Raw genomic sequence first — 16,435 nt, 5'->3', positions numbered from 1 at the left:
ATCAGTACATTGCGATCCGGTCCATAATCATCGTCTCTCCTGTGCCGATCAGACCAAAGTGATGTGTCCAATACAGTCGTACTTCGAAATGCACAGGCAGGAACAGCGTCAGCAGCAGTTCTACTTTGGCTCTATTCGGCGGTGTATCCTGCTTGCCGATATAGATCATCAATTCTTCCTTTTCCTCACGGTTGACATAGATCAGGGAACGCGGGAACCAGTCACGGAGTGTACGGCGTAGCAGCGCAAGCGGCTCTCCGGTCTCGTACAGACGCAGCAGCTGCTCTCCCAGCTGTTCCCGTTCTTCGCGGCTGAGCAGTGCCAGCTGATGAACAGCGGCCTCTCCAAATACACCTTCTTCGATATCACGCAAAATAAAACGAATATGATACTCTCTTCGGGTCATGCCCTGGTACATATCCATCTGCGCCAGGAAATGAACGATAATATCGAACAAGGCATGTCGGAACTCCTCATCCTCTTCCAGATCCGGATGGAACCAGCTGCCAAACAATTGTTCAAAACGATAGTACGGATTCAGTTCCACATACGTATCGACCGTAGTTGCATTCAGATCATACAGACTGAGTTCCATATATGGCGAATAATTGCGAGCCGGCCGAAAATGAATCTGCTGCGGCTCTATGCCATTATCCTGTGCTTTGATCATCAAATCCCAGATATAGTTCACAGCCAGACTCCTTTGCAGCGGTATTCTGGCAGCTGGCGCTGAAGTTCAGCCGTAAGATAAGCCAGCTGATCACCATGCAGAAAAGCAGGAAGACGGTGTTCAGGTAACCGGCGGAAATGAAGTTCCAGTATCGGACGATGTGCATCCAGACGAATATTATCCCCGAGAAACGGGTTCAGTTCGATCGCTTCTGTAGAATCAGCATCGCCAGTATCTGCATGCTGGCGAACCTGTACATTTTGTAGTTCGACTCCTACTGAAGCCTGCTGTGCGCGAACCATTCGGGTTAGTTCTCCCATAGTACGCACCGGCAGCATCTGTCCTGCAGCATGATGATGAACAAATTGATCCAGATGACCATTGCTCACCAGCGGATACGAAGAAGATGACCAGCGCTGCTCGACCGGGCGGTTGATTTTGATAATATCCCAGAATCCCGAACGATCTCCTGGCGAGACGATGACCATTTCTCCTGGACTGCGTTTGATATAGCGGATATCCGACGCTTCTCCATCTGCCAGGTATCCGTGTTCGGAGCCATATTTATGCAGTGCAATAATATGCTCATAATGTATCCGGTCCAGCGCCGGAATCGGAAAGCCACTGTTCTTGATCTTCAATCGCTGCACGTTCCATACCGGGATCCAGCCGGGGCGCTGATACGATTCGTACTCTTCCATATCTACAGTAATGGATACAATAGATTCTTCCGGTTGCGGCTTCTGTTCCCAGCTATGTAACATGACATCTACAAATTTATAAATATACGGATGATGAACCGTTCGCCATGCCAATCCATTTACCTGAAAATTATGATACAGCCGTTCGATCTCACGCTGGTAATCGGTACTTGGTCTGAGCTGAACCCCTACATGATACACACCAACATCTGTCGTTACCCGCGCCCGGAAAATGCGTTCACTGCGGGTGAGTGCCAGTACTTGCGCACTGTCCATTTCCAGAAAAAGGCGGATCAGCCGATTGCCGGATGGCTGTTCTACTCCCTGCTGAACCATCAGCAGCTCCGGCAGACTCAGTACCTGTGGCTGTACATCTTCCGGCAGTACCGGATGCAGAAATTCATGCGATACATCCCAGTCTTCCTGTCGGTAGATCGTAGTATGAATATCGTACAGGCTGCTGAGCGTTTTGCTTTCTTCCAGTACACGCTGCTCCAGTTTGTCCAGCATCTGATCCTGATAATCAACCATATTAACAAGGAATTCATTAACCAGCTGACGCATCAGTTTGCGGTCTTCGAGCTGGCTCAGCTTATGAATCCGATCCTGCATGAGGGACTCCAGCATTTCTTTCATGGATCACCCTCTCCTTTCGCTGCTGTCTGTTCTAAATTCAATGAGGAAAACGATATTATCTGGCAATTCGGCTGTCTGTCAGTCCATATTGTGTTCCTGCACCCGTACCGGCAGCTGTACCACTTGTGCCGGAAGCTACTGTATCGGGGCTATTGGTGTTGGCTGCTGTGCCTGCGGGATTCATCCCCGTACCTGACGCAGCTGCAGGCATACTGCTATTCATGGCTGCTGCGGCCGCTGCCTGAGCTGATGCCGCGGATGCCGCATCAGCAGCACTTTTGGCTTCTTCAGCCAGCTTATCCTGTTCGGCTTCCACTTTGCTGATTTTGCGCTCCATCGCCAGTACTTTTTCCAGCTTGTCAATATCCTGGTAAATGCCCTGCGCATCTCCATAAGCATCTACAGCCAGATCATAGTTACCAGCGTCCAGTGCTTTGTCTCCACGTTTCTCTTGCTTCTCGGCGCGCAGCTCCTGGGTCTGCTGCTGAATATCATCCAGCTTGGCCTGTGTATCATTGAGCTTGGTCGCTACATCCTTTTGGGCATCTGTGTAGGAGGCCTGAGTAGCTTCCTTGCTCGCTTGTTCATACAGCTTCTTGGCTGCGCTGTATTCACCAGACTGGAATTTGAGATCCGCGTCTTTGACCGTTTCATTCACAGCAGCAAACGATTTGGTCTGATCCAGCTTTTTCTGAATATCCGCTTCACTGAAAATCGGATAATTCTCCGCCTGTTTCTGGGCGCTCTGATAGCTGATAATCGCTTTGTCATACTCCTGATTTTTGAGATGGCCATCGCCATCGACCAGTGCCTGGGCGATTTTCATTTTATCGGTCAGTGTCACTTTATGCAGACGATCCTTGATCTTGATCGCAGCATTGCGGGCTTCACTGTACGATTTGAGCGCTTTGCTGTAGTCTCCCTGCTGGGTATACTGGTCACCGGTCTGCTGATACTCGACCAGGTTGGCTGCGGCTTCCGCTTTTTTCTCGATATTACGGTAGGTTGCCCAGAGCACACCTCCACCGAGTACAAAAAATACCAGTGCAGCAATCAGAATACGACGGATAATCCGCCATTTCTTCTTGGGATCATCCTGGTACACCTTGTTCATATAAACGGCTGCTGCCGTATAGTTGTCATAGTAATAAGACTGCTTGCTGAGCAGTACCTCTTCCAGCGTATCCGTGAATTCCTCCGGTCCTTTGGCTTCGGACAAGGAATCCAGAATCTCGGTCAGATCAAGACCTTTCCACAGTCCGGCACTGCTCAGCAGCAGCACATCGCCATCGACCATACGCGTTTTGCGGACAAAGGACATGCCAAACCCTTCCGGCATGCCAAGATACTGCATCAGATTACTGCTCTCTTCGTGATGATATACACGATCCGGCGCCAGCTTGCCCCGATCCGCCATAATCTGGGCCAGACTCTGGTCATTGCTTTTGAGCAGCAAACGACCATTGCGCAGATGATGCAGACGGGTATTCCCGCTGGAGGCACATACATACTTGGTATAGTCGGTAACGACAACAAGCAGACTGGCCTTGAGGCGCATCCGGCGACTCTCGAACTTGAGTGTCTCATGTGCTTCTTTCAACCATCTGCGTATGCGCCATTTGGACATCGTCGGCTTTTCCATAAAGTTCTCAAGGATGATCTTGGCAGCCAGCTCGGCGCTGCGCTGCTGCTGATCTTCATCCAGCCCATCCGCAAGTACATAACAGGCCATATCATCCAGTTCGGTATATGCAAAATAATCACGATTATCGAGCAAAGAGCCTGCTTCCGACACAAAAGCCGTCTTTACGTCGCTATTTTCCCTTCTCATCGGTACCCCCGTTAGCCCTGCTGCATAATGATGACAGTCGCATTATCCTGATGCTTCAGATTTTTTTGCTCAATATGATCAATGATCTGATCGGCAGCATCCTGCGGATCGTCTGTACTTGTCAGAATCGCTTCCAATTCCACTTCCGTCAGTGCGTCATGAATACCGTCGCTGCACAGCAGCACCTTGTCCCCCGGGCGCAGTACGAATGGATAGTCCCCTATCTCCATACTGTCGAAAGCTTCGTAGCCCAGGTAGTTAACGAGCTGTTTGCGCTGCGGACTGCTGTCTGCCTGTTCCCGTGTCATTTCACCAGCCAGTACTTTTTGATTAAGTACCGCCCCCAGTGTATGCATGGAGTTGACCGGGATAAAGCTGTTATTGCGGAATACGCTGATAATACTGTCGCCTACCGCTCCCCAGTACAGATGATGTCCATTCATCACGACAGCAGCCAGTGTAGTTCCTCCATGATTGCCCTTGAGCTGCTGTACAATCTCTCGATTACTGGCATAAGCTGCTTCTTCCATATAGTCCGGAATCTGCTGGTAATTCTGTACTTCATCATATTCCCGCAGGAAAGTCGTAACTGCCAGCGTACTCGCCATCCGTCCATTTGCCAGTCCGCTGATCCCATCAGCCAAAACCGCAAGTGTACCGGCAGCAGTCGCCTTGCTGGCAAAATAGTCATCTTGTTCAGCGCGTGTTCCAATAGTCTGACCGTTACCGATCAGCACCTGGGACGCTTCTCTGGCTGTCTCGCCTACCAGAATGGGATCTTCCTGCATACCGGTAGTCAAATGACGACGCCAGAGAATCAATCCGATCAGGATGATACAGGCACAGAGTACGATAATATAAGGTGTTCCACTCATACGATTTCGTTCTCCTATTCTGCAATCATCGCGTTGTTTTCCCATTCGAAGTGGGCACCGCACAGCGGGATAAAGATAAATTTGCTATGTCCCAGCTGGATCACATCATAAGCATTCAGCTCCACCGGTGAGTAGACCGCTTCATTGTTATGATAAGCCAGTCCTGAAGCATCACCCGGTAGCAGATAGAAATTGCGCTTTTTCGGATCATAGACGATAACCGCATGATTGCGTCTGGAAATGGTGTTATCACCAATGATGCGAATATGCATTTCTTCCGCACGACCGATAAAGTTTTTCTCCGCCATAATACGATAATCCTGACCCAGTTGCGGGCCTTCGATGCATACTAGCCATCCGGTTACCGGATGAATGCCAACTGTCTCTCCGAGATAAGGCATGGTCTTGTCTTCTTCATCCTGAACACGTACAGCAGGACGCTGATTCGGATAAGCCGCTTCAGCAGCTACAACCGTATTGCAATAAGGGCAAGTGCTTCCGTGTCTTCTTGTACTGAACATGTGTCCATTCGGGCATCTGGTCAAACTCATTTATGCTCATCTCCCAATCTTAATTTACGAGTAGTCTGGTGTTGGCAATATATAAAACGTCTCCCGGTCCAATCTGATAGGGACGTCCGATTTCGATTTTATTGGACTTATTCTGGGCTGCAGAACGAATACCGGTACCATTGCTGGAATCTGCATCTTCTACATACCATTCGCCATTGACACAATTCAGTACGGCATGCTGCGAACTGATGAGTGAAGCATAGTCGCTGCCGGACAGATCAATATCCACTTTGTTATGGCGGGTATTCTTGCCGATCAGCATGCTGGTCTCTCCGACAATATCCCAGCCTTTGATCCGCTCGCCGAATTCATCGATAAGAATAATCTCCCGTACTTCCTGATAAACGGGTACATCGGTTTGATTTTTGAAAAAATGGTGATAGGCATACCAGCCAAAAGCAACGACCATAGCCAAAATGGCTACAATTTTTAGCAAAATCGATGGAATTACAAAAATATACACCAGTGTAGACAGCGAGATCAGCGCAATGCCGATATCGATACACCATAAACCTGCGGTTCTTTCCGATTTCACTTATGTACAACCTCCATCACTTCACGATCATTTTTTTCCGGGGCCAAAATATTGTTCAAAGATTGCTGAAGTATCCAGCGGATTTTTCTTTTTGTTGTCATCTTTTTTGATAGATACATTATTGTTTTTGGGATTAAAACCGAAAAAGCGTTCAAACTGGGTCTGTACATCACGCGGATCAAAATCTTTGCTGCCTGCCGATGCTGTCGTTCGGTTGGAAGTACGGTTTCCTGCCGTCTGTCCATTTGGAGCGGTACGCCCTGTCGATGCTCCTGCCAGCTTCTGATCATACTGCTGACGGGTATCGTCATTACTTAGCGTCTCATACGCTTTTTGTACTTCTTTGAACTTCTGTTCGGCTTCGGCACTGCCCTGATTGGTATCCGGATGATACTGCTTGGCGAGCTTACGGTATGTCTGTTTGATCTCGGCTGCCGTAGCGGTCCTGGATACGCCCAGCACCTCATAATAATTGATCAAGCGTTCCTGCCTCCTTAATAAAAAAAGATACTCAAAAGTAAGTTATGGAGCCGCGCAGCTGCACGGCTCCAACTTGGTGGATTAAACTGCGTATCCGCCCTCGATTTTCGCGAGTTCGGTTTTGTCTTTCTTTTGTTTGATGTAGATCGAGAATTGACCTACGCCTTCTACATCGCCGAAGTGCTCTGTGTAATCTACAACAAAAGCGTTAGGGAAGTAGATTTTGCGGATCACTTGATCAGCGGCGATAACTTCCAGTGTTACTTTGCGGTAGCAATCTGCTTTCTCAGCAGGTACCAGAGACCACAGTGCCAGCTTCATGGTGTCGTCTGCATTGTCACCATCGGTAGCTGTGATGATTTTACCTGTGATTCTCAGTGTGGAACCAACGTCTGTGGAACGAGCGTTGGAATCGTCCGGTGTATCTGTGTCATAGATCACCGTTTGGATGTTATCCATCCCCAGTTCAATTGTTTCTGCGCCTTCTACTTTGAGTGTGAAACCCATTTGTGTTCCTCCTTGATATAAATGCTTTTTTTAATTTATGTAAAAGAGTGAGCCTGTTAAGGCACTCCCAACATACAACCTGAGCATTATACCTGAGTACCGGCACAATTACGCTTGCTATGAAGTTCTGTAATTAGTCCTAAAGTAAGCATACTGCCGATGACTCTATGTATAACGGTTCCGGCTTGTTACCCGATGCTGGTACAGCATAATGCTGATCAGGCACCAGGCGGGGCAGGGATACCAGACGGTTATACCCGTCTTCACATTGCGGAATCCCTGCCGTGTTCTGCTGCAAATCATGATGATCAGGCTCTGGCAGCGCTGGTGGCCTTGGTGATGGTAACTTCCAGGTTCTTCACATTGCCGTTAAATACCAGATCGATATTGCAAAGATTATTTTTCTCGTCGATGACATAGTTCAGATCGTCGCCATCTTGAACGATGGAGTTGACTGCGCCTTTGGCACCGAGCCAGCGGCTCTTCTGACTGCTTGGGTTGTTGCTGAAGAATTTGACGATGTTCTCGTATTTGAAATCGCTCGTCTGGAAGCGCAGAATACGCTCCACATACGTACTAACCAGCGTCTTGTAGATGGAATCGAATCCGTCTTCGGACATTGCCAGGCTTCTTGCTTTGTATACGGTAATTCTGCGAATATCTTTGCCCTGCAGCTGTGCATTCTCCGATGAGAAGACGAAGCCGAAGTTACGGCGGTTAATGGAGTCCTTGATGCTATTCGTAAAGCCGGTGATTTCTTTGGCCATTGTTGTGACGAAGCGCAGGCTGTTGTCACCGGATTCAATATCAAAGCGTACGCCCGGAGCATCGCGCTGTACATCCTTGAACATTTCTTTGAGATATTCAGGGCACTGATAAGCGGATACCAGACCGGCAGCCACATAAGCAGCTCCTACATAGACGCCTTCGATCCACAGCTTGAGGATATCTTCTTTTTCCTTGGACAACTGCACACCCGCTTCGGTCTGCATCATACGGCTGTCAATGACAATGCCGGATTTGTCTTTTGGAATAATCGTAAAGTTCGGTACGCAAGGAATAGCGAATTCACTATAATCCTGGCGCAGCAGCGGTGTACATTTCTCCATGAACTTGTCGATGCCGGAAGTAGCCACATGGTTAAATGTCGTTTCTTCACCGGATTCAAAGTTGAAGAATAGCTGCACTTTGTAGTTTTTGACAATCTGCAGCAGCATGGACATGGACTCGAGTGTATTACCTTCCTGCTTGGCCGATTTCTCGGTTCCTTTGAAACGCGCACGGCTGACGCGTACGTTGCCTGCTGCTTCCATTTCAACGGATGGTACGATACCAAACCAGATGGTGTCGGTAAAGTCATTTTTGGAATTGACCGTGTTCAGATACGTTTCCAGACGCGGTGCATTCGTACTTTTTACCAGCATATCCAGCTTGGTATTTGTAACGAGCAGGGTCGGCGCCATACCGCGGTTTTTGGTTGCATACTGGTCGAAGAACATCTTCACACCAAGCAGTTTCTCTACCAGAGGTTTGACTGCTTTTACAAACTCGTCTTTGGCATTTTTGTAGAATTCCAGATACGTATTATAGTTCTGTACTTCCAGCTCTGTATTTACTTCTGTGTTAATAGCCGGAAGCGGACAGAAGGTGCGAACAACCAGATCTTTGACATACATGGATGGATTCTCACTTACGCTCTCATAGTCTTCTTCAAAGACAGAGATCAGCTCGGTTGTACCATTGTCATCCAGCAGCATCAGCTCGGTTGTGTCGGATTTGGGCGCTTCTACGATCTGCAGTTCGCCGCCTTCGCCAATGGTCAGCATACCAATACGGAATTCTTCAGCCGCTTGATCATCCTGGGCACTTCCCAGCAGCAGGCGGGTCTTGATATCTTCAATAGCCAATGGCAGCATCGCCATAACATTATTGTAATTCTGGCTGGCTTCCTCGAACATCTGATTGAGCTTATCGCCCATTTCCAGTTTTTTCGGATCCGCTTCGTCCAGCTGGTCATACTGTCCATACATATAATGAATTTCTTTACGTACCTGACGAATATCATCCATTACCTTTTTAGGAGAGATCATATCCAGCAGATTCTCGAATTTGAAGTCAACATTGGTGATTCCCTGGCTGCGCTTCGTGTCGATCAGAGTGAACAGCATTTTCAGGAAATCATTGTTTTGGTCGATCCGGATTTCGGAAATGCAGTCATCTGCAATACCGTCCGGCTTTTTAAGGGTATAGACCACTTTTTGATTGGCTGCATTAAAGAAGGAATAGACGGTCGGTGTAAATTTGTTCAAAAAATCATCAAAGCTGCGCACCAGTAGATGCTGGCTGATTTCTTTGATTTTATCGTCACTAAGGCTATCGATACCTTTGACATCACCAACCAGGGTGATTAGGTCGTGCTTTTCTGGGTTAATTTCTTCAAAAAGCATTGTACGGTTCGTTTGATTAATAATATCCAACGCAATTTCCTCCATTCTGGCCTTCACGCTATGTATACAACGTTCACACCCGGAGCCGGAAACAGCTGAGGAAAATACGAATACGATTAAAATGGTGTTTGCAATTCCCACTTTGGTTCCATGACTTCCGAGTTACAGGAAGTATCATACAATATGAATAGTATATGTTGTCAATTTTTTGAATTCAGACTTGATTATAGGAAAATACGACTATATGTACATAAGAGATATTGTCGAAATTATCGAATTCTTCCTTTCAGCAGAAAATTACTGTCGAAAAAATAACAATATAAATTAATTTCTATTACTTTTTTACTTTTAATGAAAATTATAGTATTTTGAGAAGCTACAGGTCTTTAGTCCCGATATAGGAAAGCATGTTCGCCTTTTCAATTCTCTGTTCTTCCTATAAGGAATTTGAATTTCCCTTTACGTTACTGGGCGATATCAAAAAGTTAATATTACATTATTAAGTATCGCCTGTTAATCATTTACTTTTTATATTAACTTTATAAATTTCACCGAAACTTTAGTACTATTTTTGAATTGCGCAAATATGATTCCAAAAATAGTCCATGTTTGTGTAATTTAAAATTCTTTTTCGCTTTTATCTGTCATATTCTTCTAGTTTATAAAATGATTTGCAAGAAATTTTTACATTCTTCTAACAAAAAAACCACACATTAAACGTGTGGTTTTCGGTCTATACTCTTGTTAGATGATGGCAAAAACATTTATTTTGATAAATGAGTGCTTTCTTTCATGCTCTCTTCTGCATCGGAAAATGGAAGTGTGGACATCGTATCTGGATGAGTCATTGACTCTTTTACGTCAGTACTCATAGAAGATCCCTTTTTGCTCCGGGTCAATACCAGATTCCGTTTCCAGAAGCGTTCTGCTTGAACAGCAATTTTGAACCATTTTAGCGAAGCACAACGCTTGTCCGCCGATACCGCCAGTCCCCAGTGAATAACCCGGGAGAGAATTGGAGAAGAGACCTGTTCGCTACCGAGCTTTTCCAATGTGTCATTAAACAGACGCTTGGGTACATCGACCGGAGCCCGGCCCTGACAGCAAAAATAAAATGTGGCTGCCAGACTGTAAATGTCCGAGACCGGTCCCTGACTGGAACGACCGGAATAAAATTCGATTGGTGAATAACCTGCGGTTGTAAGGATGCTGTGCGTTTTATTCTGATAGCGTACTGCCGATCCAAAATCCAGCAGCTTGGTCTGCCCATCCTCTACGAGCATAATATTGCTGGGCTTTACATCTCTGTGAATATACCCCAGTTGATGTATATGCTCCAATGCCTCGATAACCGGCAGCAGCCTGGACTGCATAAAAGCAGGATCAGCCTGTGGTGCAGATTGGCGAATATACCGGTCAAGCGTAATTCCGCGGCAGTATTCCATAACCAGATAAGCTGTATTATTCTCCTCAAATTCGTCCTCATATTTTACAATACCAGGATGATTCAGTTCACGAAGAATACTGCCTTCCTGACGGAAAGTAGACAGCATTTCGTTATATTTAGATTTCAGCCCTAGCTGGGAACATTGTACCGACCGGCGATCACGGCTGCGCTCTACCAATGCTCCAGGGAAGAATTCCTTGATTACATGCAGGGTGCCCTTCTCCATATGTCTTGCCACATAGACAACAGATAATTCGCTGACAGATAATGTGCGGCGAATCAGATATGTATTTGCAAGCTTCTGATTGCGGGTAAGGGCTGGATTGGTCATTTTCTTGTTCATCGTCCACCTCTTCGCAACTTTCTCCAGCATGGTGTGTTTTTACTGATAAATGTGTACCTGCTGGCGAGAAATAAATAAAATGCCATATCCATGCAAAACTTTTTATACTGATAAAAAGTTTGCTTATGTTATGTATGGCCATCATTATAGACATTTTAGCATGAATTTAGAAGAATGTGATTCTCTGAATAAAGAAATTTGCCCGATTTCAGCAAATTTCCGCTTTTTTTGGTGTTTTTTTACGCTTTTTTATTTTTTTCTGACTGCAATTATAATCAAAAGCGGTAAAAGCACCATAAGGCTTTTACCGCTTTTGATTATAATTCTATTTCACTGTACCTACAAATACAGCATAAATACGTTCTTACTTGCAATCTCAATCAGATATTTAGCATAACCAATATAGGGACTGTCTATCTTGTCGTTTTCTCTGCTTTCCAATCGCTCTCCCGCATAATGCGAATTGCACTCTCTGCGATCATCGATACCCGCTCGTCAGGGTCTCTCTCGGCTGTACGCAGCAGAATGGGTTCGAAGTCCTGCCAGCCGACAAAACTGGTTGCAAATACGGCGGATTGTCTGACTCGCACATCCGTATCCTGCATATACCGTGTGAAAATCTCGACAATATCGTGACGTGGCAGAAAATAGGAAGCAATCCCCAATCGACAGATGGCATCCATTTTGTCTTCTGTCGTATCTGCCTGAAGACACCACTGAATAACTTCGTCTGCCGAACCTACCATTCCTGTCTCGTATAGCAGACGCGCAGCCTCTTCAGCAGAAGGACCCGATAACAGCAAATACGGAATACTGGTGGACTGATCAATAATCACATACACCAGTGTCGAATGATCATCCATTACAAATGTATAATATCCCGCTTCTGCAGTCAGATCTCTTCGTTCTACTGACTCATGCTGTGCTTTTAACATGGATAGGCGACTCTCTCTGGATAACGCTTCCAATAGATTCATATAAATAACCTGTGGCCGGGTACACAATCGAATCTGCGACATACGTCTCACTCCTCCTTTGGGGGTTGGGATAGAGATGGTTATATTCAATATTACTATATTCCGTGCTTTAAGAATCATTTTTCTAAATTTTGTAAGTTAATTTCCATATTATTTATGTTGATTTCTTTTATATTTATACAATTAAACCAAACAACCTGCGGTTCCGAAGTAATGTCAGCGTTCGGAATCGCAGGTTATTTGATCTGATCATTGATACTATTGAATACTTATACATATCGTATCCAGCTGACGTTAAGCCAAATGGTAAAGAAATACCATTAGCCTGCAGTATGGGGTTTGGTAGCCCATTTCGCTTCTTTGGAAGCTTCTTCCCGTGTGGTTTGCGGTGCAACCGGCGGTTTGATCAATACGGCAATCAGGAAAGAAATAATACACATAATACCGATCACGATAAAGGTTGGTTTAAATCCACCCATCCAGGCTGCCACAAAGGAACCCGATAGCGCGCCAATCCCAAAGCCCTGATAAATCACACCATAGTTTTTGCCGTGATTTTTCAGGCCGAAGAAATCACTGACGATTGTAGGGAATACCGTAATATTACCGCCGAAGCAAAAGGCAATAGCTGCAACAGAAGCAAAGAAGACGCCATACGTCAGTGGTACAAAGCTCAGTACGGCCACTGCAGCAGCTGTCACGATAAAGGTACTACAGATAACCTTGATCCGGCCCACCTTATCCGACAGCGCACCCAGAATAATACGACCGACTGTATTGAAGATTGCGATCATGGCAACGGCATTGGCTGCTGTAGACAAATCCAGTCCTGCCAGTTGTACACCAATATCTTTGACAATACCGATCAGGTACAGTCCACTCATACAAGCGGTAAAGAACATAATAAATAATAAGTAGGCTTCTTTGGTTTTCAGCATTTCTTTGACTGAATAATTATGACTGACAACCATTGGTGTGGATGTAGATCTGGTTTGATATTTTTTTGTACTATTTTTCACTTGTTCTGTGCTAGCAACTGGAACGGTGTCGATTACTACTGCTTCACGAATCAGGCGAGAACCGATCACAATCATGAGCAGTACAATAATACCCCAATATAGAAATGCCATAGACACACCGGCTGAACCGATTAACGAGCCATTAATATATTTAAAAATCAGACTGCCTGTACCATAAGCACCGACCGAGATACCCGAGATCAGTCCCTTGCGTTCAGGGAACCATTTGATCAGATTCGAGAGTGAAGTCATATAGGCAGTACCATCCGCAAAGCCGACAACTACCCCAGCCAGCAAATACAGCAGTGACAAGGAAGATACCTGTGAGCTGAGCATCAGACCCAGACCGAGTATAATACCTGATGTTCCAATCAGGCGGCGGATTCCCCATTTTTCCTGCAATTTACCCGAGAACAACGTGGCAAATGCCAGAGCGAAGCTGGTAATCGAGAATGTAATAGCGACCGAGCTGAGTTCCCAGCCAAATTTGTCAACGAGCGGCTGATTGAACAGGCTCCATGTATAAATGGTTCCAAGTCCCATTTGTACGATAATGGTTCCAAGCGCGATTAGCCAGCGATTGGCGGGCTTGCCGGAAGAATTGGTTTGTGACATCGAAGCTTGAGTGTGCGTTACCATTTGGCTCATAGTGGATGTTCCTTTCCGTAATTACCGCGAAGTATAGTGTGTATACAGGATGTAAGGTACTCAACCTGTGCAGGCTGCCTGGTTTACTAATGAAGCAGTCCGTTTATCGAGAATTCTCTACACCCCAAGTATACCCCTACAATAATGAGCCGATAACGAATACGGAATGAAATGCGGTATTTACGGAATGAAATGCCTTTATATATTCATGATCTGCCGGAACTCTTTGGCCTTGCTGCGACTGACCGGAACTTCGTATTCCATATCATGTAAGCGCAGTAAATAAGTGTTGTTAAACCATGGAACAATTTCACGGATTTTGCTGATATTAACGATATATGAACGGTGACATCGAAAAAAATACTCCTCCGGTAATGTAGTCTGGAACTCGCTGATACTGGCGTTGACCGTGTATTCATCCCGCCGGGTATAAACATGGGTCACCTTCTCGCTCGCTGATGCATAATACACATCATCGACAGGGATTACCTGGATCTTATCATTTTTCCAGAGGCTGATCTTGCCCTGCAGGGCATGAGCGGTATGAGCTGCCGAATGATCGACCTGATGATGTACAAAAGCCTGGCTGCTGCCTACAGGATGAGCTGGTGAACTTGTATTGTCCGGCTGCTGGGAGCCTGCAGAAGGGCGTTGTGCATTCGGACTGGAGATACCGTCTGTGCGCTGCTGATCGCGCTCATACGTATTTTCCAGCTTGCGCAGCATGGACGTAATCCGTGATTCGCTATAGGGTTTTAGAATATAGTCGAATGCTTCGATCTCAAATGCTTCGGCCGCATGTTCCTTGTACGCGGTAATAAAAATAATATAAGGTTTGCGCGAGAATTTGCTGATATTATGGGCGAGCAGTACGCCATCAAGAGACGGAATATTAATATCGAGGAATATGGCATCGACCTCATGATTTTGTACATATTTCAGCACATCGAGACCATCGTCAAAGCTGCCTGCAATCTCAATACTACTGTAGGTTTTGATATAGTATTCCAGCTCCTGGCGAGCCAGGAATTCGTCTTCCACTACGATTGCTTTCATAAACGCTCCTTTTTGATCTTGAATTGGATGCGGGTACCTTTGTCGAGCCGCTGGATATGCAGTCCCTCTCCATAGATCAGCTTTACCCGCTGATGCACATTGGATAGACCGATTCGATTTTCCGGCATCTGACTGGTATATACTTTCTGGATAATTTCATCCTCTATACCAGTACCGGTATCTTCCACGATAATCTCTACCTGTTCTCCGCGGTCTTTGACTGACAGGGTAACGGTGCCTGATCCTCTACCCTTGAGAATTCCATGTACAATTGCATTCTCCACCAGCGGCTGAATAATCAGACTGGGAATCTTCACTTCTACTTCTTCGTCAATATCATAAATGACTGTCAACTTGCTGCCAAATCGAGCCTTTTCAATCTCCACATAATTTACAACCTGACCGAGTTCCTTGTTGATATCGATCAGCTGATCGCTCCATTCCAGGCTATGACGCAGATAACCGGACAGATTAATAATCATCTCCCGCGCATTATCGGGATCGATGCGGATCGAGGAAGCAATAGCGTTCAGTGCATTAAACAGAAAATGCGGATTGATACTCGTCTGCAGCGCTTTGATTTCGGCTTTATTTGCCATTTCCTTCATCTGCTCAATCCGTGACACTTCCATCAGGGTGGAAATGATCTGAGATAGACCAACAGCCAGTGTCTGCAGGGAATAAGTGATTTTGTAGGCTTTGCTGTAATAGATCTTGAGTGCGCCGGTTACAATACCTTTTTCCTTGAGCGGAATAATAATCAGAGATTGAATATTCGGCACCTTACCCTCGGTATCATCATTAATAATGACAATTTCCCCGCTGGAAATTGCCTGCTTGGTCGCATCCGTGATAATTTCGTTGCCAATATTATACCGCTCTTCCCCGATCCCTACATAAGCCAGGATAAAGCGTGTGTCAGTAATCGCAACCGCATCCGCCTGTATATCTCCGCGAATAATCGTGCATATTTTGCGCAGCGAATCGCTGTTGATCGATCGAAAATAGGGCAGAGTCTTATTGGCAATATCAAGCGCAAGCTTCGCCTGTCTGGCAGCGATATTCTCCCGCTCCCCTTCTACACCCTGTACAAATAAAACAATCAACCCTACACTCACTTCGCCCAGAATCATCGGCAGAGCAATAATGGATACGATCTCGCGCCCGATTTCTACCGGATTCATCAGCAGAATAAGTAGCATTGTCAGTGCCTCACAGGTCATCCCGGCGATAATCCCGACGATCCAGCGGCGCTTGCGGCTGATCCGGCTGTGAATGTATCCAGACAGAATACCAGCGATGATACTGGTGATTAGACAAGGAACCGAGGTCACGCCGTCAATATCAATCAGATACCGGTGCAGTCCCGATACGACGCCTGTAATCAATCCTACTGGCCAACCAAACAGAATACCGCCCGAGACGACCGCTATAATCCGCACGTTAACAAGAGAACCCTCCACATTAATACCCGTGTAGGTTCCCAAAATTGCAAAACCACTAAAAATAACTGATAAAATAATACGATCCTTGGTATCCAGCACTTCCTTTTGGAAAATCTGCCGGAAATGCGGCAGCTTGCTGAGTAAAAATAAACAGATCAGCAGCAGGGCTGCCCGTTCGAATAATTGTAATAAGATAATACCTGTATAGTGTCCGCTCAATGCCCATGCCTCCAGCTTCGTCATTAA

At 45.9% G+C, this 16,435-nt stretch carries 14 protein-coding genes; all 14 read right to left on the bottom strand.

The features are described from left to right. Position 1: 1 nt before the first annotated feature. Positions 2-691, bottom strand: coding sequence for a hypothetical protein (locus H065_RS0119250; protein ID WP_017814719.1), 690 nt, complete (start codon positions 689-691; stop codon positions 2-4). Continuing rightward, positions 688-2,007, bottom strand: coding sequence for a hypothetical protein (locus tag H065_RS0119245; protein WP_017814718.1), 1,320 nt, complete (start codon positions 2,005-2,007; stop codon positions 688-690). The genes H065_RS0119250 and H065_RS0119245 overlap by 4 nt, the downstream gene beginning before the upstream one ends. 55 nt (positions 2,008-2,062) lie before the next feature. Next, a complete protein-coding gene (locus H065_RS26395) occupies positions 2,063-3,838 on the bottom strand; it encodes a PP2C family protein-serine/threonine phosphatase (RefSeq protein ID WP_017814717.1) in 1,776 nt (591 codons plus the stop codon). A gap of 11 nt (positions 3,839-3,849) precedes the next feature. Beyond that, positions 3,850-4,713 carry a PP2C family protein-serine/threonine phosphatase gene (locus H065_RS0119235; protein ID WP_017814716.1) on the bottom strand — a complete coding sequence of 288 codons (864 nt, stop codon included), beginning with the start codon at positions 4,711-4,713 and terminating at the stop codon, positions 3,850-3,852. Between the two features lie 14 nt (positions 4,714-4,727). Beyond that, a complete protein-coding gene (locus H065_RS0119230) occupies positions 4,728-5,264 on the bottom strand; it encodes an FHA domain-containing protein (protein ID WP_017814715.1) in 537 nt (178 codons plus the stop codon). A gap of 19 nt (positions 5,265-5,283) precedes the next feature. After that, positions 5,284-5,820, bottom strand: coding sequence for an FHA domain-containing protein (locus H065_RS0119225; protein WP_017814714.1), 537 nt, complete (start codon positions 5,818-5,820; stop codon positions 5,284-5,286). A gap of 27 nt (positions 5,821-5,847) precedes the next feature. Next, entirely contained in the window at positions 5,848-6,300 is a 453-nt protein-coding gene (locus H065_RS28490; protein ID WP_017814713.1) for a DnaJ domain-containing protein, read from the bottom strand. 81 nt (positions 6,301-6,381) lie between these two features. After that, positions 6,382-6,807 (bottom strand): hypothetical protein, encoded by a 426-nt coding sequence (locus H065_RS0119215; protein ID WP_017814712.1) that lies wholly within the window; start codon positions 6,805-6,807, stop codon positions 6,382-6,384. 308 nt (positions 6,808-7,115) lie between these two features. Beyond that, positions 7,116-9,284, bottom strand: coding sequence for a hypothetical protein (locus tag H065_RS0119210; protein WP_017814711.1), 2,169 nt, complete (start codon positions 9,282-9,284; stop codon positions 7,116-7,118). 734 nt (positions 9,285-10,018) lie between these two features. Beyond that, on the bottom strand, positions 10,019-11,044 hold the full coding sequence (locus H065_RS0119205; protein WP_017814710.1) for a serine/threonine protein kinase: 1,026 nt from the start codon (positions 11,042-11,044) through the stop codon (positions 10,019-10,021). A gap of 413 nt (positions 11,045-11,457) precedes the next feature. Then, on the bottom strand, positions 11,458-12,063 hold the full coding sequence (locus tag H065_RS0119200) for a HEAT repeat domain-containing protein (RefSeq protein WP_017814709.1): 606 nt from the start codon (positions 12,061-12,063) through the stop codon (positions 11,458-11,460). Positions 12,064-12,341: 278 nt separating this feature from the next. Then, complete coding sequence (locus H065_RS0119195; RefSeq protein ID WP_152425936.1) at positions 12,342-13,679, bottom strand: L-lactate MFS transporter; 1,338 nt, start codon at positions 13,677-13,679, stop codon at positions 12,342-12,344. Positions 13,680-13,886: 207 nt separating this feature from the next. Then, positions 13,887-14,744, bottom strand: a complete 858-nt coding sequence (locus H065_RS0119190; protein WP_017814707.1) for a LytR/AlgR family response regulator transcription factor — start codon at positions 14,742-14,744, stop codon at positions 13,887-13,889. Continuing rightward, positions 14,741-16,432 (bottom strand): sensor histidine kinase, encoded by a 1,692-nt coding sequence (locus tag H065_RS0119185; protein ID WP_017814706.1) that lies wholly within the window; start codon positions 16,430-16,432, stop codon positions 14,741-14,743. Before H065_RS0119185 ends, H065_RS0119190 begins: the two co-directional genes overlap by 4 nt. Positions 16,433-16,435: the final 3 nt, after the last annotated feature.

Origin of the sequence: Paenibacillus shenyangensis (assembly GCF_000346635.1) — a bacterium.
In the GTDB taxonomy this organism is placed as follows: domain Bacteria; phylum Bacillota; class Bacilli; order Paenibacillales; family Paenibacillaceae; genus Saccharibacillus; species Saccharibacillus dauci.
Note: the sequence above shows the minus strand (reverse complement) of the source record. Positions and strands in the feature narration are given on the sequence as shown.